Origin of the sequence: Clostridium sp. 'deep sea' (assembly GCF_014931565.1) — a bacterium.
Lineage (GTDB): Bacteria > Bacillota > UBA994 > PWPR01 > PWPR01.
On the sequence record NZ_CP063353.1, the window covers coordinates 142,732 to 163,544 of the forward strand.

A 20,813-nucleotide genomic window follows, 5' to 3' on the forward strand; every position below is an offset into this window, starting at 1 on the left:
AATAATATTTGGGAGTATTATTTGGATGAAAACTTATAAAACACATGAAATAGCTAAAATTATAGGTGTACATCCTAACACAGTGAGGTTGTACGAGCGCATTGCCTTTATTGAAAAGCCACAAAGGCTTAAAAATGGCTATCGGGTGTTTACCCAAATTCACCTTGAGCAAATGAGAATTGCTCGTTTGGCTTTAAAAGGTGAGCTTTTGCAAAATGGGCTTAGAAAAAAAGCTATTAATATTATTAAGTTAACAGCTAAGAGAGATTTTGATAAAGCTATATCACAAACAAAACAATATATAGATAAGCTACAAAATGAGGCAAGTGAGGCAAGGCAAGCAATAGTGATTGTAGAGAAAATTATGCAGGGCTTTAATAGTTATGATAAAACTATTGTTTTTACAAGAAAGCAGGTTGCTAATTTACTAGATATAACAGTAGATACCTTACGGAATTGGGAGCTTAATGGCTTAATTACTGTTAAAAGAGCAAGAAATGGATATAGAATTTACGACAATTATGATATTGCTAGGCTTAAAATTATACGCACATTAAGATGTGCCAATTATTCGTTAAGTGCTATTAATCGACTGCTAAACAGTATAGCTACGCAAGTAGATGTTAATATAGGTCAAGTTCTTAATACTCCAAACTGCAATGAAGACATTATTTCAGTTTGTGACAAATTGTTAGTTTCATTAAAAAATACAATAATCGATGCCAAAACAATTTTAATACTACTAAAAAAACTAAAGAAAAATACTCAACCCTCCACTATAACACCAAGCTTTTAAATGGTGTTATAATTTTTTTAAAGGAGGGTTTTGCATATGAAAAACGTTATTACGGTAAATAATTTAGTGAAGTCTTATGGTGATTTAACTGCTGTTAAAGATGTTTCAATAAAAGTTAATAGGGGTGAGGTATTTGCACTTTTAGGTGCTAATGGAGCAGGCAAAAGTACTACCATTGAATGTATCTTAGGTACAAAAAAGTTTGATAGTGGTTTTGTTAGCATACTAAACATGGATCCCTTAAAAGATAGGAAAAAACTCTATGAGCGAGTAGCTGTTCAATTTCAAGAAAACTGTTACCAAGATAAAATTACAGTTTCTGAGCTATGTGAGGTAACTGCCTCTCTTTATAAAAATACAACAGATTATCAATGCTTATTACAGCAATTTGCCCTGGTAGATAAGAAAAACAGCTTGGTAAGTGAATTATCGGGAGGTCAAAAACAACGCTTGTTTATTATCCTTGCCCTCATACCCAACCCTGAAATTGTGTTTTTAGATGAGCTAACTACCGGGCTTGATACAAGAGCAAGAAGAGATATTTGGAATAGTTTATTAAAATTAAAAGAAAAAGGACTAACTATCTTTCTTACATCTCATTATATGGATGAGGTAGAGGTATTATGTGACCATATCTCTATTTTAAAAAAAGGTGAATTAATATTTACGGGATCAGTAAAACAAGCAATAGAAAATAGTCCATATCAAAAATTAGAAGACGCTTACCTTTGGTATACAGAGGAGGAGACAGAATATGAAAACGTTTAGTACTATGCTTAAAAGCGAGTTAAAGATATCTCTACGTGGAATGGATATGGTTATTTTTGCACTCTGTGTTCCTGTAGTGGTAATGGTTATTCTTGGAGTTATCTATGGTAATAAGCCAGCTTTTGAGGGAGCAGAGTATACATTTTTGCAGCAGTCATTCGGTGCAGTTGTTACCATTGCCATTTGTGCTGGAGGTGTTATGGGTTTACCATTAGTTGTTTCGGATTATCGTAACAAGAAAATTCTCAAACGATTTAAGGTCACACCCACCAGCCCAGCAATGATTTTAATAGTCCAAGTTGTAATTTACACAATCTACTCCTTATTATCACTAATAATGGTTTATTTCACTGCTAAAATTATGTATGGATATCAACTAAGCGGGTCATGGCTTCAGTTTTTAGGTGGTTACTTTTTGGTGATGCTGTGTATGTTTAGCATTGGTATGATGGTGGGTGGCATTGCTGCCAATAGCAAAATAGCAAGTGTTGTAGCTAGTGTGTTATATTTTCCAATGTTAATATTTACGGGCGCTACACTTCCCTATGAAGCAATGCCCAGTAATATGCAAAAAGTAGCCGACATATTGCCCCTCACACAGGGTATTAAAATATTAAAAGCTACATCATTAGGTTTACCCATGCATAATGTTTTACTGCCAATTGTAATAATGACAGCTATTGCATTTATTTGTATTACAATTTCGGTGAAATTTTTTAGATGGCAGTAACGGTTCAAGGTTTATTCTATTTAACAATCATACTATATAGTAATACATAAATTATTCATAAATAATACTCCTATAATAAATACTATACGGGGAATAACTATATTTATGGGGTGATTGCTAATGTTTAATTTAAAAAAATTCTTTGGATTAAAACCTAAAAGTAAACAAATCAACAATTACGTGGTTGAAGAACAAAACAAACAAGAAATATACCTAGCAGGTGGCTGTTTTTGGGGTGTTGAGGCTTATTTTAGCAGAGTAAAGGGGGTTTATGAAACCACAGTTGGCTATGCCAATGGCACAACCGAAAACCCTACTTATGAAGAAATAGCCCGTACAGGTCATGTAGAAACAGTGCATGTTAAATACGATAAAAGCATAGTAAGCTTAGCTGTATTATTACATCATTTTTTTAATATAATTGATCCAACCCTTAAAAATAAGCAGGGTAATGATGTAGGAACCCAGTATCAGGTAGGTATATTCTATAACAGTGAAGTTCATTTACCTGTTATTAAAGAAGCCCTTAAACGAGAGCAAAAAAAATATACTAAGCCTCTAGTAGTTGATATTAAACCACTGCAAAACTACTATTTGGCTGAAGAATATCATCAAAAGTATTTAGAGAAAAACCCTAAAGGCTATTGCCATATAGATATATCTTCAGTAGCAAATATCAGTGATAAAGACAGTAACAATAAATATAATAAGCCAAGTGACGATAAACTTAGAGAAAAACTTACAGACATTCAATACAAAGTAACCCAGCAAAATGCTACCGAAAGACCCTATGATAATGAGTATAATAATTTTAGTAAAAAGGGCATTTATGTAGATATAGTAACTGGTGAACCACTCTTTTTATCTAAAGATAAATTTAATTCAGGTTGTGGCTGGCCTAGCTTTACAAGAGCAATAAAAGATTCAGTAACAGAAAAAAAAGACAAAAGCCATGGTATGAATAGAACAGAAATAAGAAGTAAGTTTGGTGATAGCCATTTAGGACATGTTTTTAATGACGGACCACAATCTAAAGGTGGTATGAGGTACTGTATAAACAGTGCATCACTACGCTTTGTGCCACTAGAAAAAATGGTAGAGCAAGGTTATGAAGATTTTGTTTCATTATTAAAAAACACTTAAAAGTTTATTATTTGTAGGGGTCAGTTTGCATACTGACCCTTAATTATAGACATAAGTGTGTTACATTTAGTTACTTAGCCATTAGCTCTTTTTTACGATCTTTAGCTAATTTTTCTAAGGCATATCTAAAGGCAGTTCTTGGCATAGTTGTTTTATGCTTTTTTAAGTATTTATAAACCTTTTCGGGTTCTTTAACAGATAATACTTTTAGCATCCAGCCATAACCTTTTTGTACTAAGTAATGAGTATCGTGCATTAAAATATCCGATACTAATAGAGGGTTAATACTAGGGTATTTATCCTTGTTGATAGGGTATATCAATACAACTGCTGCAGCTCTTCTTACTGCAAAGTTCTCACTGCTTGTCCATTTTAGTATTTTATCAAAATATTGATTACGCTGGCTTACCAGTTCTCCAAAAGCATGGGTGCAAAAGTCATCACAGTCGCCCCAATCCACTACGTATTTATGTAGCCAGTCTTCAAATATATTAAAGGTACTATCATTATAGCTCTTTTTCATTCTAAATGCCCAATCGTAAGCAATAACAGCTAAAGCCCAGCTTTTTTGCTCCAACAACTGCTCACATAACCTAAAAACATTCTCTATACTTTTATTTTCTATGGTTTTAAAAATCTTTGCAGATAATGCCCTAACATCACCTGTTTTGGGTTTTTTACGTTTAGGTAGCTCATTAATCTTTAGGTTTATTATTTCTATAAATTGATTCAAGCTTAATTCCTACTTTCATAGTGTTAGATATTATTATTATACAAGAATAATTAAAAAATTCACAATCATTATTGACATTTTGTTTTAGGTAGAGTATTTTTAAATTAATTAGATAATTAGATGAATATCTAATTAAGGAGTGATGTCATGATTTTTAGTAATTTACATGTTGAGCTTAAAACATCAACTGTTTTAGACTTGTTTTTGTATTTATTAGCAAAACAAAATACAGGTGTATTTTTTGAAAACGAAGAAGAAATAGATAATAGTATATTAACTGAAATATCAAGTTTTATTCCTAAAAATAATCTTGAAGTTGCAGAAGAAAATTTAATTGAAGTTATTAAAGGGGAGTTTATTAACGATGATAACTCAAAATCTAAACATAAATTGCTTACGTTATTACATAACATGGTTAATAAAAATTATTTAGCCTTAACTAAGAACAAACATTTTTATATTAAGTGGTGGCAAGAAACCTGCATAAATAGCATAGCTGAGGTACCTAGTTTTATTGAAAATGAAACAGGTCAAAAAGTTAGCAAACAGCATTACGATTTAATTTTAGAATCTAAAAAGGTTTTTATCATACCATCACTGTATATTTACCCACAAATTGGCTTTAACTTCATTAATAATAATGCCTATATATTGCTTGGACTTGCTAAGCAAAAAAGTGTAAATACACCAACTAATATTATAGCTCAAGGTTTTAGCGCTTTAGGTGAAATAAAGAGATTAGCTATTATAGAATTGATTTGCCAACATCCAAAAATTCAGAGCAAAGAAATTGCTGAAAGAGTAAGTTTAAAACCGGCTACAGTTTCTCATCATTTAAATACCTTAGTGCAGGCTGGAATTATATCTCGTTATAGAAATGGGCGACAGGTAACATTTTCACTGGAAAAATCTCGAATGAATTTATTAGTTAATTACCTAAAATTAATAAGGCAGGTGAAATAAATGAAAATAATAAAAGTTAGTTCATCTCAGTATGTATCGTGTTGTTATTACGGATTAAAACAAGCAGGTTTGGTTAAGTCGGACATAATTCCCCAATACCTAAGCTTTGGACAGCAACTAGCTGCTTTAGGTGATGAATTTGCTTTTAAATCACCAATGGCGGGTGGTCCTATTTTTTCACTTTTGTATCAAATACCGGGCTATTTAGATGCTAGTCCAGCTGACTTTGAAAAGGTTTTAACTGGTATTAAACAGTATATTGAAGATTGTACAATTACTTATTTTTTAAAGACCTGGCCTATTAAAACAGCCTATTGGCAGTTATGGTATACTCAGCCTTGGAATAATTATTTACATCAAAAATTAAAATTAAATAAAAGTAAAGCAATACTAATTATTGAAAAATTTTTGGATTATTTGCAAGATATCTGGAATGATTATAGCCCTATATATTATCAAAATAGAAATCTACAAAAGCAAAACTCAGTGAGCAAGCTACTTAATAAACTAAAACCATTTAGTAAATGGAAAACTGACTTAGGCATAAGTTATCCCTATAACAAGTTTGAGATTGTTTTTTGCTCTCAAACAAAATCTATGGCTAGTAGCTTAGGACCCGAAAAAGTAGTTATATCATCAAATATTAATGAACAAGATTTAATCAATTCTTGTTTTCATGAAATAGGTGTTAGAATGTATGGTATCCATAATTTTGCCAATAATCCAGCCACTAAACAGCTATTTATTGATGATTATTTAGCTATAATTAAACTAATTGAAAACGAAATATGTTACCGTAAACCTCGGGTAATAAATATTGATTATGACCCATTTATTAAAGGAATGAATTTAAGTAAATTATACAATTGGCGTATAAACCAAACACAAAGCAATGACATATTTACTTCGTTTGCAAAGTGGTACTCAGAGTTAAAAGCTGATAAGCTATTGTAAGTGCTAATTCTTGTGGTATAAATCGGTAAAAGAAAATTAAATATAAATAAAATCTCATAAGCTAAAAGGGAATATTGTTATTAAAGAGAATATAGTAATGTCTGCTTTGTATAACATGTTCCTTTTTCGTTGTACTTAAGCAATAAATACTATAATATTTGTTATTGTATTATAGTATTAAGATATCTAAAACTAAAAAATCAATGATTCCGAGCATATTAGTCTAAATGTTTAACACATGATTCATATGCCGATAGGGTGTAATTGGAAACGATTAGGCCTCCCAGTGTGGAAAGGAAATTTAAACAAATAGCAATTTTTTGTTTGTTAAAAATCTTCCTTTTGGAAGATTTTTTGGTTTTAATTATTAATGGGGAGGAATGAAACATAACTAAAAAGCCATTTTATATTGCCTTAGTTTTAACAATATTGTTTACTGTATTAATACTTTGCTATAGTAATACAGACTCTTATAAAGATGTTATGAAAGAGCAAGGCTATAGTGTAGTCCATAGAGTTAAAAAGGCCGAAACAAGTAATATTATTCGAGTCTATAAAACTAAAGAGGGCAGTATCGTGCAAATAGTTCATAGCGAAGGTTACAAAAGCACAATAGAGCTTTTAGTAGCTATAAATAATAATTATGTAGAAAAGGTAAATATACTTAGCCAGCATGAAACCGAGGACTATGGTGGATATATTAAAGAACAATGGTTTTTAAATCGCTTATGTTTGCCTATTACTCCCAAGCTTAATCTAATAAAAATAAATAAAGTTAATGCTAACGATGTTGTTGCTGTTACAGGGGCAACAATATCTTCACAAGCTGTTGTTGATGGTGTCAATTTATGTATAGATAATTACGGAGGACTTAAAGATGAATAAAAGAATAATTAAGAGTGTTTCTTTATTTTTAGCAATTATTTTAGTATTTTCTTTAGCAGCATGTTCTAATAAGCAGACAGATGTAGTATTTCAGTATGATGGTAACCTAAAAATAGTTAATGGCGATACCAGTTTTGAGATTGCTTTTAATGATATATTTAAAATGAAGTCTGTAACAAAAACAGTTAAATCAGTAAGCTCTAGTGGTGAAGAATTAACAAGTGAAGTTAAAGGTGTTTTATTAAACACTTTATTAGCAACTAAAAACCTAAAACGAGAGGACTACCATTCTATTAGATTTATAGCTGGTGATGGTTATCAAATAGATGTTCCTAAAGAAATAATTTCACAAAAAGAAATTATTTTAGGCTATGAATTTAATGGTGAGCCTCTTGAAGAAAAGAAACAACCACTAAGACCTGCTATAGATGATGTCCGTTCTATGTACTTTGTATCTAATTTAGTTGAAATTCAATTGAATACTGCACCCAATAATGGCGAAGTAGAGAAAGTTGATAAAGTCATTATTTTAGAGACAGAGGCTAAACATCTAGAACAACACGACTACACTTATTATGAGAGTACCGATAAAGCTATAAAAGTAGCAGATTTGTTTACCAAGTATAATGTAAGTGCTGATTTAAGTGCTAAAATTATTGCTACCGAAAACTTTGTTAAAACAGAAAAAAACAATGTTTTAACTACTGGTTTCTTTAAAATTACGGGTGAAGCAAGGCCATTATTCCTTTCACCAGATTTGCCAAAAGGCATGCATGTTAAAAATATTGTTACAGTTAGTACTAATAATAAAGTATTTTTATCTGCTGAACAGGCTATTGCCACCTTACCAACACGAGACGTTAATGGCACTACCGGTGCTAAGCTTGAAGAGGTAATGAAGTTAGTGAATTTAAACGAAGAGTTTTATGTGTTAACAGCAGATGATGGTTATGCAGTTGAGGTAACTAAAGAAAGCTTAGAGCATGGTATTTTATATATTAATGACAAGGGTCAATATAAAATAACATTTGATGAAACCATGCCAAAATCTACAACAGTTAAATATATTCACAGCTTTAGCAAAGGTGATGGTAAAAACGCGATAGCTACTACCGCAAAAAGCGACTCAACACCTACTGGTTCAGATGCTGTTGCAGGTGAATGGTCTATTATGTTTGAGGGATTAAGTGATGGCTCTTTTGAGTTTACCAGTGATAGAGCTGAGCGCAAACTAGAGTTAGTAAATATCGATACAACTATTACTAAAAATGATAAAGAAGTTAAAGATAGTTATTCCGGTTATCGAGTGTTAGATATATTAAAGTTTTTAAAGGTTACAGACTTTAATAAATTGGTTTTAACAGCTAGTGATGGTTATGCATTAGAGTTTAGCAAAGAGGAAATAACTGAAAATACTATTTTTGCAGTAGCCAAAAATGATGAGGCTATGAAAGATGAAGATTTAGTGCGTTTGGTGCAAGATTCACAGTTTGCTACAAAATGGATAAAAAGTGTAAATAAAGTTACTGTAAAGTAAACAAACATACAATCAACAGATGTAATTGAAAAATTACGTCTGTTGATATTTTTAAAAGTTGTAAAAAAAATAGCTACACTAAATGGGTGAGTGAGTAATGAAAAGCAAAGGTATAATTAGTAACTTTAGTATATTTGAGATTGTCATAATAGCCTTAATGGCGGCTTTAGGTTTAGCCTCAAAGCCAATAGTAGTACCCCTAGCGCATATGATTACAGCTCCACTTTTTATACCGGGTGGTGCAGTTGCAGGTGGCTTTTATATGATGTGGATAGTGTTAGCAGCTGCCTTAGTTAATAAAAGAGGAGCAGCTACCTTAACTGCTTTTGCCCAGTCATTAATGATTATGATAATGGGGTCATTTGGTAGCCATGGAGCGATAAGTGTATTAACCTATACATTGCCTGGTTTAATGGTTGACTTATGTTTTTTAGTATTTAGAAGACAAATAACTATACCTTTAGATTTTTTTGTAGCAGGTATAATTGCCAATTTAAGTGGCACATATTTATCTAACCTAGTCTTTTTCAGGTTGCCAGCGATTCCTTTAACATTGAGTTTAGCTAGTGGGGCTTTATCAGGAGGATTAGGCGGGATTATTGCTTATTATATCTCCAAGAAAATAGCAGACTTAGGATTTGATCGATACGAAGGTGTAAATAAATGAAAAAAACTTTAATAATAGTAATTACCATATTCTTGTTGTTTACAGGTTGTAAATCAAGTAATGATGTTTTACCAGACTTAACAATTAGGGGAGATATTAGCCAAGTTATAAAGTTAAATGACATTTGGGAAGAGCTTAAAACAGAAAAAATTGAATACAATAGCGAAAAAATAATGGCAATTAAAGTACAGGATTTACTCAATAAAATAGAGTTGCTTAGCTCAGAGAGCGAGATATATTTTAAGGCAGTTGATAGATTTACCATAAAGTTAACTGCAAAAACCATGAGTAATACGTATATAGGCTACTCACCTACCAAAAAATGGGTATATATATCTAAAAAACACCCTGTAAATAGTGGCATAAAAAATATCAGTGAAATGATTATTGTTAATAGCTCACAAGAAAAAAACTATGAAAAGGGTCTTAATATAATTGTAGCAAATAAAACCATACATTACTCTACTGGTCAATTACTAACAATGCCCTATACTGTTCAAAATTTTTCGGATGGTATCTCACGTAAAGAGGCTGATGGAGCCGTATATACAGTAGATGTAATGCAGCAACGTAAAGTTTTAGAGCTAACTAATTTTGTTAAAGAGCCTATTAAAAGCACGTTAGTTATGGATAGTCAAGGTGAGTATGAGTATATTACTTGTAATGGTTTAGTTGAAGTAAGTGATAAAGGTATTAACTACATTACGCAAGATAAAACATATCGAGATATAGTGGGTATAATGGTTAACCCTCCTCAAACCACTGTAATGGATTGCTTTAATGATAGTCTACATTATTTAAAACAAAATACCGATGTAATGGTACTATTTATTGATGGATTTTCTTATAATCAGTATTTAACAATTAAGGATAATAAAGATTTGTTTATTGCCAATTTGCAAAATGTAAAAAAAGCAAATACTGTATTTAAACCTGTTACCAATGCTGGTTTTGCTGCAATGATTACTGGTGAACCACCCAAAGTAAATGGTGTGTTAAATAGAGACTATCGGGAGTTAAAGGTAGCTACCATATTTGACAAAGCTAGTGAGTTAAATAAAAAAGCCATATTAATAGAGGGCAATATAAATATTTTAAAGACTAATTTAATGCCTACCTTAAATATTGACCTTAACAATAGTGGCTCAAATGATGATGAAATTTATAATACTGCTTTAGCAGAAATTGATCAAGGATATAATTTATTTTTTGTACATTTTCATAGTGTTGATGACTATGGTCATAACTATGGTGATATGAACGCTAAAACACTAGCCAATATTAAATTAATTGATTCTTATGTTAAAACATTGGTTGAAAAATGGAGTGGTAAAGTAATTTTAGTTGCTGATCATGGTATGCATACTACAGCAGATGGTGGTAGCCATGGAGAGTTTAGAGCAGAGGATTTATTTATTCCTTATGCAGTATTTGAGGGAGGAAAAAACTAGTGAAAAAAAGCAACAAGTTAGTTATATTTGCTATTGTTTTATTGGTAGGTGTTGTTGCTATAATGGCATTTTTAAACCGTGATAATGCAGCAAAAAAACAAACCCTTATAGATAATGCCGAGTTTATTGTTATGGAAAATGGTCAAGAGGTTGCTAAATTTACCATGCCCCAAATTAGTGAAATGGGAGAGACAACTTTTAAAGCAAATTACAAAACCAATGGTAAACCTCCTATAGAATATGAATATACAGGGGTATTGTTAAAAACTATTGTTGAAAAAGCGGGAGTTTCTTTAGAAGGAAAAACTATGGCAACTGTAATGGCTGTAGATGGTTATGCCTCTGTTGTAGAGATGAAAAAACTTAATCAAGAAGGCAATGTCTACTTAGCCTATAAACGTGAAGGTAAGTTAATAGGGACTAAACAATCTGGTGGCAAAGGTCCGTATCAAATGATAATTAGTAAGGATCAGTTTAGTCAACATTGGTGTAAGTATGCTGTTTCTGTTGATATTAAATAAGGAAAAATATTATGCTTGATGTGAATAATGTTAGCTTTAATTATAAAAACAGTAACATACCTATTTTAAACAACCTAAATCTTCAAGTAAAACAAGGTGAAGTAATTGGAGTAGTTGGTTTAAGTGGTTGTGGTAAAACTACTCTTATGCATGTTTTAAACGGCTTAATTCCCCAAAGAATTAACGGAGAGTTTACGGGTATTGTTAAAATTAATAATATTAATATAGCTAGCAAAGATTTATCTGAGCTAGCTACTATTGTAGGCACAGTATTTCAAGACCCAGATAACCAGTTGTTTTTTTCACGAGTTGAAGATGAAATAGCCTTTGGCCCAGAAAACCTTTGTGTAGAACCAGCAGAAATAAAACAACGAATAAAATCTGTAACACAGCTTTTAAATATTGAACATTTATTACCTCGTAACCCTAACACTTTATCCGGTGGAGAAAAACAACTGGTAGTAATTGCAGCTATTTTAAGTCTAAATGTAAAGCTCTTAATCCTCGATGAGTGTATGACTCAGGTAGATACTCAAGGTAAAGAGTTAATCATGAATGCTATTAAAAAACTAAAACAAAATAAAACTACCATAATAATGGTGGAGCATGATTATAATAACTTGAGTTTAGCAGATAAAGTGTATCATCTAAAAGATGGACAACTCACACTCTTTAATGGGGACATGAAAAAATGAGTTTTATAACCTTGCAAAATGTTAACTATAACATAAAAAATAATCAAATTCTCAAAAATATTAACCTGCAACTATTTCAGGATCAGTTTACAGCATTAATTGGTCATAACGGTAGTGGCAAAACTACCTTAGGTAAAGTAATTGTAGCTATTATTAAAGCAGAAGGCACAGTGGTTATTGATTCGCAGAATATTAGCTCATTAACATTACCCGACATTGGCAGAAAAATAGGTTATTTATTTCAAAACCCTAATCGCCAAATATTTGCCCCTACCGTAATAGAGGAACTAACCTTTGTTAATAGGTTTTGTTCTGCGCCTATTAGTAAAGAGCAGGTAGATGATATGCTAAATATATTTGATTTAAACCACCTTACAGAAGCTAAGACCTATTTTTTGAGTCAGGGTGAAAAACAGCGGCTGGCATTAGCTACTATTATGCTGAATAAGCCCAAATATCTTATTTTAGATGAGCCTACAACTGGTCTTGACTCGCTTCGCAAACAACAGCTTAGTATACTTTTAGGAAAAATGACTAGTTTAGGGATAGGTACACTTATGATTAGCCACGATTCTGAGTTTATTAATAAACATGCAACAAGAACAATTGAGTTAAGTAAAGGGGAGATTATTAATGACACAAATTGATCCCCGTACTAAACTTTTTGTTATTGTATGTTTATCTACTTTAGCCATAACATTTGAAAACCTAGCAGTTTTAGTAACTATTTTATGTTTAGAAATATTATTTGCCTTAATGCTTAAAGCTCAGGTATTGCCTATATTTAAAAAATTGCGTAAAATACTCTTTTTAATAATAGGTATTATTCTTTTGCAAAGTATATTTATAACTAATGGTAATGTTATTTTTGCTTTAGGCAAGTTTAAGCTGCTTACAGATATAGGTTTGATAAAAGGTTTAGGTTACTTATTGAGAGTTTTAATTATTTTTTTATCGGGTATTATTATATCTACCTCTAGTATGCGAGATTTAATTCAAGGTTTAATTCAAATAAAGTTGCCTTATGACATTGCTTTTATGGTTTCAATAGGCATTAAGTTTGTGCCTTTATTAATGGAACAGTTTCAAGATACTTTAAGGGCAATAGAATTGCGGGGTATAGATATTAAAAGACTTAAGCTTAAACAAAAAATAGAGGTATATAGTTATATTTTTACACCTGTAATAGTTAGCACCTTAAACAAAGCTAGGTATTTAGCTATTTCTATAGAAACAAGGGGTTTTAGGGCTTACCCCCGTAGAACAAGCCTTTATTCATTAAAGTTAAAATCATTAGATTATTTTGTAATGTTTATTAGTGTAATTATTACCATATCTATAATTTATATAAACTTAAAAGTTATTTAATGGAGGCCATTATGAAAGTATTTGCAGTTACAGGCTTTACAAAGTCTGGTAAAACAACCACTATAGAAGAAATAATTAAAGAGTTAAGGCGCAGAAATTATACAGTTGGTAGTGTAAAAGATATTCATTTTGAGCAATTTAAAATAGATAAAGATGGCACCAATACTCATAGGCATAAACTAGCAGGTTCACAATTAGTTACTGCCCGTGGTTTACATGAAACCGATATTTTATATCAAGATCAATTAGATATTTATAAAATTGCAAGTTTTTACGACCATGATTATTTAGTAGTAGAGGGTTATGATGAAGCAAATATTCCTAAAATTGTTACAGGCAAAAACACCTTGGACCTTGATGGAAAAATAGATAATAGAGCATTCGCAATTTCTGGCAGGATATCTGCTGAGTTAAAGCAATATCAAGGTTTAAAAGCAATAAATGCTTTAACAAATGTCACAGAATTGGTAGACTTAATTGAAAAAACAGCCTTTGAAATACTACCAGATTTTGATGAAAAATGCTGTGGAGCCTGTGGTTTTAACTGTCGTAAAATGTGTGAACTAATAATAAAGGGTGAAAAAAAGCGAAGTGATTGTATTATAAGCGATAATAATATATCCTTAAAAATAAACGATAATAACATAAAAATGGTTCCTTTTGTGGCTAAATTAGTAAAAAAAACCGTATTAGCAGTAGTTGGTGAACTTGATGGCTACCAAAATAACGCTAATATAAAAATAGAAATTGGTTACGATAAATCAAATTATAAACAGAGCTAAACTATGAAAGAATTAAAAAGATTTAAGTCTAAAAAAAATAGGGTGTATTTGGTAGAATATCATGGAAAAGAACTAGTAAAAAAACAGTTTAATAATAATATCAAATACAGTATAGAGAAAAAATTTTATATTAACAGTTGTTTTGAAGCTATATCAAAACCTCAGCTACTAAAATACGATGATGAAAATACAACACTTTATCTTGAGTATATAAATGCCCAGACCTTATTAACTAAACTCGAGATATGTGAAGCTAATAATAAGATAGAACAAGCAAAAGAGTTGTTACTAAAACTATGTGATTATATTATTCAGTTTAGCAATTTAAACTATATAAAAAAAAATTATTTATGTTTTAATGACATGAACTTTAGAAACTTTTTAGTCTTAAATAATGAGTTAGTTGCCATTGACTTTGAGGATATTTGCCAAGGCTTAATAGTTAATGATTTAATAAAAATTGTGGCAATGTACTTAATGTACACACCTCAATTAACCCACTTTAAAACTAAGGTAGCTGATTTTATTAAACAACATATTAAGCAAATATTGAGTTTATCACAGGTAGAAGTTGATATGTTAGTTAAACAAGAGTTAGAGCTTATTAAAGTTCGTAGAGATGGAGCCTAACATGAAATCACTAACAGAGAAACAGCTAGTTAGTAAAATGATACAGATATATTGTGCCAAACACCATCACCCACCAAATGATATTTGTAGTGAGTGTTTACAACTCTTAGAGTATTGTCATTTAAAATTAGATAGCTGCCCCTTAAAACAAGCTAAACCCTCTTGTGGTCGCTGTACTATAAAGTGTTACGCTAAAGATATGCAAGAAAAAATAAAGGCTGTAATGAGATTTTCGGGACCTAGAATCTTGTTTTATGAACCAATTGCTACTATACATTACTTTATTAAAAAGTTTTATAAATAAAAGCTAATGGGACAATCACATGTCGTATTAGCTTTGTTATATTAAGCTATATTATATATGTAACATTAAAAATATTTGTAAAAAATGAACTATGGTAGCTCTATAAACGTATAATTTTTAAATAGGGAGTGAAAACTTGAACTTGATAAATTTAATTGACATTATTAAACAAAAAGATTTTAATAAACAGTACTTTGTTAATTTAGTTATTACTAATGGAGTGGCTAGGGATATAGTGATAGATAACTTACTAAATAATGAACATATTATGGTTTACTATCACTGCTATTATGTAGTAGATTTAGCTAGTCTACAGTCTCCGGAATTGTTTTACTGCTATTTTAACAATTTTGCGAAGCTTTTATACCATAAAAATTCTTATCATAGAGATATTGCTTTAACAATACTTGCTAATTTAGCAAAGGTTGATCAAGAAAAAAAGCTAGATAGTATTTTTAATGAGTATTTACTATTAATATACGATAAAAAGTTTAATACAGGAAAAAGTTGTATTAAAAACTTAGCTAAGATATTTAATTATAAGAGTAACTTGGTTATGGCAGTAATACCCCAATTACTTTATATTCACTTACAAAGTGATTATTCAAATAAGCAGCTAGAACTGCTTAAGTACGATATATTGGTGTTGCTGGAAATGGCCTATCATAATTACCCTAATCAACAAGAACTACTAAACTATATATATCAATGTGCTAATAGCATTAGTCCTAAAACAAAAAAGAAAGCTAAACAAATATTACAACAACTAATATAGATAATGGTATGTTATTAATGATATAAATTAATAATATAATTAAATAAAACTTCAGGTTGTTGTTAAAGACAAGTTTTATTTGGGCATAACAATATATAAGTATGATTGGGGGGCAAAAAAATGGGTAAAAAAATTGTTTCTACTATAATTGTGACAATATTTATTGCGTATTTTTCTTTTGCTTTAGCTAGTATTCTAAAAGCACCTTTGCTTTTTGGATTTAATATCGAAACATTTTTTGTAGTATTGGCAGCTTTTGTAGTTGGATTTTTAATTATTTCACTAATCTATACTTTAGTAGAGCGATTTAATGAAATTGATAGGGAGGATAAAGATGATCTTAGTAAATACTGATTATATTGAAGGTAAAAAGTTTGAAATGTTAAGCATTGTTAAGGGTTCTACAATTCAATCTAAAAATGTAGGTAAAGATATTTTAAGTGGATTTAAAACCCTAGTAGGTGGAGAAATTACGGCCTATACGGAAATGATGAACGAAGCTAGAGCAATTGCCACCAAAAGAATGGTGCAAGAGGCAGAAAAGCTAGGGGCAGATGCAGTAGTTAATATAAGGTACGCCTCAAGTGCTGTGATGTCGGGTGCTGCTGAAGTAATTGTTTACGGTACAGCTGTAAGATTTATTCACATGTAAAAAATTGCTTGTATGCCTAGCTTATGGTATTATTTGTGGTTTCAATAAACGATAGTAAGACGATTGTTATTAAAGGTGGTTTTACGCAGTATAAATTTCAAGTTCTTTGATGTACGAATGTTGTATATGTTGTAGTGGCTGGTCTTGTGCCAGCCTTTTAATATTTAAATTGAACTACAAATTACTTAACTCTTCGTGTTCTTGGTGTTCTTCGTGGTTTCACTAATCTTTTTTATTCTATTTTTATTACACTGTTCCTAATGACTTACACGGGTTTATGTAAAATTAAACCATATATGGTGATAGTTGCTGTAATGAGTGATATTATTTTCAATTTTCATTTTTTTCTTCGTATCCTTTTTAAAAGGTTTAAGATTATTGTTAAGATAAGGTAATGCTAGGGTATAACACTATATAAGAATATCATTGGAGAGTACTAATATTTTTTTGCTTATTTTTCTTTTGCTTTGATGGCAATAATAAAAGCTTCCATAGATGTGGGTGTGATTATGGAGACATTTTTTTGTAGTACTCACAGCTATTATATAAGGATTTTTAATTCTTCACTAATTTACACTTTAGTATACAGGGGTTAAGTTTCAAAAGAAGATGATAACTAAAAAGGTAATTAGAGTGGGATAAAAATGAGAAATACATAAACATATTTTAAAAGAGAGGATATAAAATGAAAAAAATATTATGTTTCTTTATTGTTGTGTCTATTCTATTAACCGGATGTACACAACAACCAAATGCCCAAAGAGGTAGTGAAGACCAAGATCAGTATAATACTATACTCTCAAAAAACGGTGAGTTGAGTATTGTAACTAAACCTGAAAACCTATACATAAACCGTGGAGTTATTACTAAAATGCCAAAATATTATGGATCTGAAAAATCATTCAGTGTGGATATAAGAAGTGGTGATTTGACAAAACTTGATTTAAGTAATAATTATAATGACTTAATGCATGCTGATTTTGATAGTAAAACACAATGGCCAAGTAATTTACCTGAAGGATTTGATCCTCAAAAAATTATGGAGTTAGGTAAAAATCCTGGGTTAGGTTTATATGATATTCATAAAAAAGGAATTACTGGTAAGGGAATTGGTATTGCAATTATTGATGGGAGCCTGTTAGTTGACCACATTGAATATAAAGATCAGTTAAAACTCTATGAAGAGATTCACCTTTTGAACGGAGATACAGCATCTATGCATGGCCCAGCTGTGGCATCAATAGCAGTTGGTAAGACTGTTGGAGTAGCACCCGAAGCAGATCTCTATTATATTGCTTGTACTCACGGTGTTTATAAAGAGGAAGGTGGGTTTGAGCATGACCTAAAATGGTACTCAAAATCAATTGATCGTATTATAGAAATCAATAGAACTTTACCAAATGAAAATAAGATTAGAGTTATATCAATCTCATTTGGTATTAAATCAGGGCGAAAAGGAAAGAAATATGTACTTAATTCAATAAAACGAGCCGAAAAAGAGGGTATTCATACTGTGTTTGTAGGTAGTAATAAATTTTCAGGTCTGGGACGTGACCCTTTAAAAAGTGCTGATAATAGTACATCATTTACAGAAGGTAAAATCTTGCAAAAACTTATAAAAACAGGATATGAATCCTCTAATGAACACTGGAAAAATCAAATAAAATTAAAATATGGAGATTCAATATTCGTTCCAATGGATTCTAGGTGTTTTGCTAGTCCTACAGGTAATAATGATTATGTCTTTAATAGAATTGGTGGCTGTAGTTGGACTGTACCATATGTTGCTGGTTTATATGCTTTAGCTTGCCAAGTAAATGAAAATGTAACACCAGAAACCTTCTGGAAAGAGGCTTCCAATACAGCGGATATACTAAAATACAATAATGAAGAAAAACTTGGTCTATTAGTTAACCCTAAAAATTTGCTAGAAAAAATTGAGAAGTTAAAGTAGTTACATAAACATAATTGCTTAACAATTAGAGACAAAACGATAGTAGAACGGTTGTTAGAGCAATGGTTTAGCGATTGATATTAAAAGTAGATTTTCGTTTGTGACAGCCTAAATATTAACCTCTTACTTATTAGGTAAGAGGTTTTTATATTAATAAATGTTACTTTACAAATTTATATTGATTTTTTCCTGCTTTTTTGGCAGCTAACATGGCTGATTGAGCTTGATCAATTAAATCTATATTATCGTCATTAGAAATTGAAGTAATACCTATACTAATGGAGATAGGTACAAAAATAATATTATGTTTAAGACCTTTATTCACTTCTATTAACATGTCTTTACACAATTGTTCTAAGTGGTTTGTGTTAATATCAGTTATTACAATTGCAAATTCATCACCATGTATTCTTATTACCTTTGATTTTATACTATATTTTACTAAAACTTCTTCCAGACTCTTCTTTACTTTAACTATTACCATATCCCCTATATCACTACCAAACTCTTTATTGATATTAAGAAAATGGTCAATATCTATATCTAGTAAATATCCTTTTGCTGAGTTACTTATTACACTATTTAAAATGGCAACGTTTTTGATATGACAATTCATTAATTTCCCTCCAGTATTTTGATTGATTAAAATAATCCTAGGAAAAGCATCATAATATTTACCGAAATTTTTATAGTGCTGAGGTGATAAGCCATATAGCTGTTTAAAGCTTCTTGAATAACTGGCAGACGAGCTATAGCCATATTTAAGAGCTATATTCAATATATTTTTATGTGAAAATATTAAATCATAAGCAGAGTGGGAAAGCTTACGTTGCCTAATGTATTTTTTTATAGGCACACCTAATACCAAAGAGCACACATTATAAAACGATGATTTTGACATATAAACTAAATTAGTTAAATCAGTTATTTTAATAGTCTCTAAGATATTTTCTTCAATATAATCAATAACAGATTGAAGTTGTTTAAACAGCTTTTTATTCATCTAAATCACCATACTATAATAAGATATCTTAATGTAATTATATATTTATTAAAACAATAATGCATTGCATTTTTTCCAGATTTATAATGATGTTTTCTTAGCTAAATTTCAAATAAGATATGAAATTTAAAAATGCACAATATGTTTACACTTATATTCTATATGTGATAATGTAATTTAGTAGTGGAATATCTAATAAAAAGGAGAGGGTTGTAATATTATACTATAAATTAATTAAAAGAGTAGTAGGTTTTCTTTTTATTGCTATAATTTTGGTGTATACAGTGCCAATACCAATTAATAGAGAACTTACAGCTGTAGAAATAAAGCTCGATGATCCTGGGTATTTAGAGACACGAACAATACAGATTAAAGGTAGTTATAGATTTAATTTATTTAAAGATAACATTTTTAAAGGTCAAATTTTTGTTCCTAAATATCCAACAACAGCGAAGAAAATGCAAAAACTACAATTTATAAGAGATGTAGGTAATGAAGCAGTTATGTCTTATGTGTATACAACTGGTACAGATGCAGATGGTCATGAAAATTACGAGCATTATAACTTCGGAAAAATGATTTGTAAACCCCTGTTATCAAAAATGGTAATCCTAGTTTATGAACAACAAGATAATAGTGGTTGGAGTAGTAAGTTTGGCTACTGTATTGTAACCTCAGCTAAAAATCGTGAAGAAGCACTAAATATTCTAAAAAAATATGATATTAGTCCATATTAATTTATCAATAAATACCTAATAAATAAGTAGATAATAAACCCTGTTAAAACTTTGCCGAAAGTCTTAACAGGGTTTTTAATATTTTTACCCACTAAAATAAAATATCCTAAAATTAAATATTGACAAAATTCACGTTGCAGTGTATTCTTTAATTTGTTTAGAGTATGTAAGTTATAAGTTTAGTATTAGTAAACCTTTTTGCAGTTTTGGAGGTACTATGAATATTGGTAATAAAATTAAGAATTTAAGACTTCAACAAAGCCTTACCCAAGAAGAGCTTGCAAACAGGTGTGAGTTATCTAAGGGCTTTATTTCTCAACTCGAAAATGACCTAACCAGTCCATCTATAGCAACTTTAAAAGATATTTTATTAGTGCTAGGCACAGACTTACAAGAATTTTTTAATGAAAAAGAAACCAAACAAATTGTATATAAAAAAAGAGATGTGTTTGTAAAACAAGAAGAAGAGCTTAAACACAATATAAGCTGGCTAATCCCTAACTCTCAAAAAAATGCCATGGAGCCTATATTATTCGAACTAGCAGAGAACGGCAGAACCAAAGATTTACATCCCCACGAAGGTGAAATATTTGCTTATGTACTAACAGGCAGAATTGAGTTATGGCTAGGTACAAAAAAATATAGGGTATCACGTGGTGAGAGTTTTTATCTTTTACGACCCCGAAAGGTACATCATATTGTTAACGCTGCAAGTAAAACATCAAAATTTATTTGGGTATCAACACCCCCAGTTTTTTAGGAGAG

At 30.6% G+C, this 20,813-nt stretch carries 25 protein-coding genes and 1 riboswitch; of the genes, 23 read left to right on the forward strand and 2 right to left on the reverse strand.

Features of this window, described 5'->3' with window-relative positions; all coding sequences use genetic code 11:
* Positions 1-25: 25 nt before the first annotated feature.
* From IMX26_RS00700 to msrB, 4 genes are all read left to right on the forward strand, one after another.
* The gene (locus tag IMX26_RS00700) at positions 26-796 is read left to right on the forward strand and encodes a MerR family transcriptional regulator (protein ID WP_195159807.1); all 771 of its coding nucleotides are present in this window, start codon (positions 26-28) and stop codon (positions 794-796) included.
* A gap of 36 nt (positions 797-832) precedes the next feature.
* Positions 833-1,564, forward strand: coding sequence for an ABC transporter ATP-binding protein (locus tag IMX26_RS00705; protein WP_195159808.1), 732 nt, complete (start codon positions 833-835; stop codon positions 1,562-1,564).
* Positions 1,551-2,294 carry an ABC transporter permease gene (locus IMX26_RS00710; protein ID WP_195159809.1) on the forward strand — a complete coding sequence of 248 codons (744 nt, stop codon included), beginning with the start codon at positions 1,551-1,553 and terminating at the stop codon, positions 2,292-2,294. Before IMX26_RS00705 ends, IMX26_RS00710 begins: the two co-directional genes overlap by 14 nt.
* Positions 2,295-2,414: 120 nt before the next feature.
* Entirely contained in the window at positions 2,415-3,437 is a 1,023-nt protein-coding gene (gene msrB / locus IMX26_RS00715) for a peptide-methionine (R)-S-oxide reductase MsrB (RefSeq protein WP_195159810.1), read from the forward strand.
* Positions 3,438-3,507: 70 nt separating this feature from the next.
* Here msrB and IMX26_RS00720 read toward each other — a convergent pair whose 3' ends face one another.
* A complete protein-coding gene (locus IMX26_RS00720; protein ID WP_195159811.1) occupies positions 3,508-4,170 on the reverse strand; it encodes a DNA alkylation repair protein in 663 nt (220 codons plus the stop codon).
* A 147-nt stretch (positions 4,171-4,317) separates the two neighbouring features.
* On the opposite strand from IMX26_RS00720, the gene IMX26_RS00725 reads away from it, so the two are divergent.
* The 17 genes from IMX26_RS00725 to IMX26_RS00805 all read left to right on the forward strand — a co-directional run bounded on the left by IMX26_RS00725 (position 4,318) and on the right by IMX26_RS00805 (position 18,308).
* A complete protein-coding gene (locus tag IMX26_RS00725) occupies positions 4,318-5,133 on the forward strand; it encodes a metalloregulator ArsR/SmtB family transcription factor (protein WP_195159812.1) in 816 nt (271 codons plus the stop codon).
* Positions 5,134-6,087, forward strand: coding sequence for a hypothetical protein (locus IMX26_RS00730; protein WP_195159813.1), 954 nt, complete (start codon positions 5,134-5,136; stop codon positions 6,085-6,087).
* A gap of 195 nt (positions 6,088-6,282) precedes the next feature.
* A riboswitch (molybdenum cofactor riboswitch) is annotated at positions 6,283-6,402 on the forward strand.
* A gap of 168 nt (positions 6,403-6,570) precedes the next feature.
* Complete coding sequence (locus tag IMX26_RS00735) at positions 6,571-6,972, forward strand: FMN-binding protein (RefSeq protein ID WP_195159814.1); 402 nt, start codon at positions 6,571-6,573, stop codon at positions 6,970-6,972.
* Positions 6,965-8,509, forward strand: a complete 1,545-nt coding sequence (locus IMX26_RS00740) for a molybdopterin-dependent oxidoreductase (protein WP_195159815.1) — start codon at positions 6,965-6,967, stop codon at positions 8,507-8,509. Before IMX26_RS00735 ends, IMX26_RS00740 begins: the two co-directional genes overlap by 8 nt.
* Before the next feature lie 97 nt (positions 8,510-8,606).
* On the forward strand, positions 8,607-9,176 hold the full coding sequence (locus IMX26_RS00745) for an ECF transporter S component (RefSeq protein ID WP_195159816.1): 570 nt from the start codon (positions 8,607-8,609) through the stop codon (positions 9,174-9,176).
* Complete coding sequence (locus IMX26_RS00750; protein WP_195159817.1) at positions 9,173-10,627, forward strand: alkaline phosphatase family protein; 1,455 nt, start codon at positions 9,173-9,175, stop codon at positions 10,625-10,627. Before IMX26_RS00745 ends, IMX26_RS00750 begins: the two co-directional genes overlap by 4 nt.
* Positions 10,627-11,148, forward strand: a complete 522-nt coding sequence (locus tag IMX26_RS00755) for a hypothetical protein (protein WP_195159818.1) — start codon at positions 10,627-10,629, stop codon at positions 11,146-11,148. Before IMX26_RS00750 ends, IMX26_RS00755 begins: the two co-directional genes overlap by 1 nt.
* Positions 11,149-11,159: 11 nt before the next feature.
* Positions 11,160-11,843 carry an ABC transporter ATP-binding protein gene (locus IMX26_RS00760; protein ID WP_195159819.1) on the forward strand — a complete coding sequence of 228 codons (684 nt, stop codon included), beginning with the start codon at positions 11,160-11,162 and terminating at the stop codon, positions 11,841-11,843.
* A complete protein-coding gene (locus IMX26_RS00765; protein WP_195159820.1) occupies positions 11,840-12,490 on the forward strand; it encodes an ABC transporter ATP-binding protein in 651 nt (216 codons plus the stop codon). The genes IMX26_RS00760 and IMX26_RS00765 overlap by 4 nt, the downstream gene beginning before the upstream one ends.
* Complete coding sequence (locus IMX26_RS00770) at positions 12,477-13,211, forward strand: energy-coupling factor transporter transmembrane component T (protein WP_195159821.1); 735 nt, start codon at positions 12,477-12,479, stop codon at positions 13,209-13,211. Before IMX26_RS00765 ends, IMX26_RS00770 begins: the two co-directional genes overlap by 14 nt.
* A gap of 11 nt (positions 13,212-13,222) precedes the next feature.
* Entirely contained in the window at positions 13,223-13,993 is a 771-nt protein-coding gene (gene mobB / locus IMX26_RS00775) for a molybdopterin-guanine dinucleotide biosynthesis protein B (protein ID WP_195159822.1), read from the forward strand.
* 3 nt (positions 13,994-13,996) lie between these two features.
* Positions 13,997-14,623 carry a hypothetical protein gene (locus tag IMX26_RS00780; RefSeq protein ID WP_195159823.1) on the forward strand — a complete coding sequence of 209 codons (627 nt, stop codon included), beginning with the start codon at positions 13,997-13,999 and terminating at the stop codon, positions 14,621-14,623.
* 1 nt (position 14,624) lies between these two features.
* Positions 14,625-14,927 carry a nitrous oxide-stimulated promoter family protein gene (locus IMX26_RS00785; RefSeq protein WP_243259268.1) on the forward strand — a complete coding sequence of 101 codons (303 nt, stop codon included), beginning with the start codon at positions 14,625-14,627 and terminating at the stop codon, positions 14,925-14,927.
* 136 nt (positions 14,928-15,063) lie between these two features.
* Entirely contained in the window at positions 15,064-15,702 is a 639-nt protein-coding gene (locus IMX26_RS00790) for a hypothetical protein (RefSeq protein ID WP_195159825.1), read from the forward strand.
* Positions 15,703-15,822: 120 nt separating this feature from the next.
* Positions 15,823-16,056 carry a hypothetical protein gene (locus tag IMX26_RS00795; RefSeq protein ID WP_195159826.1) on the forward strand — a complete coding sequence of 78 codons (234 nt, stop codon included), beginning with the start codon at positions 15,823-15,825 and terminating at the stop codon, positions 16,054-16,056.
* Positions 16,037-16,354 (forward strand): YbjQ family protein, encoded by a 318-nt coding sequence (locus tag IMX26_RS00800; RefSeq protein ID WP_195159827.1) that lies wholly within the window; start codon positions 16,037-16,039, stop codon positions 16,352-16,354. The genes IMX26_RS00795 and IMX26_RS00800 overlap by 20 nt, the downstream gene beginning before the upstream one ends.
* Before the next feature lie 685 nt (positions 16,355-17,039).
* Positions 17,040-18,308, forward strand: a complete 1,269-nt coding sequence (locus IMX26_RS00805; protein WP_195159828.1) for a S8/S53 family peptidase — start codon at positions 17,040-17,042, stop codon at positions 18,306-18,308.
* A 160-nt stretch (positions 18,309-18,468) separates the two neighbouring features.
* Here IMX26_RS00805 and IMX26_RS00810 read toward each other — a convergent pair whose 3' ends face one another.
* Positions 18,469-19,311 carry a diguanylate cyclase gene (locus tag IMX26_RS00810; RefSeq protein WP_195159829.1) on the reverse strand — a complete coding sequence of 281 codons (843 nt, stop codon included), beginning with the start codon at positions 19,309-19,311 and terminating at the stop codon, positions 18,469-18,471.
* Positions 19,312-19,595: 284 nt separating this feature from the next.
* Here IMX26_RS00810 and IMX26_RS00815 point away from each other — a divergent pair, with 284 nt between their 5' ends.
* Together IMX26_RS00815 and IMX26_RS00820 are read left to right on the forward strand one after the other, a co-directional pair.
* Positions 19,596-20,048, forward strand: a complete 453-nt coding sequence (locus IMX26_RS00815; RefSeq protein WP_195159830.1) for a hypothetical protein — start codon at positions 19,596-19,598, stop codon at positions 20,046-20,048.
* Positions 20,049-20,265: 217 nt separating this feature from the next.
* Positions 20,266-20,808 carry a helix-turn-helix domain-containing protein gene (locus IMX26_RS00820; RefSeq protein WP_195159831.1) on the forward strand — a complete coding sequence of 181 codons (543 nt, stop codon included), beginning with the start codon at positions 20,266-20,268 and terminating at the stop codon, positions 20,806-20,808.
* Positions 20,809-20,813: the final 5 nt, after the last annotated feature.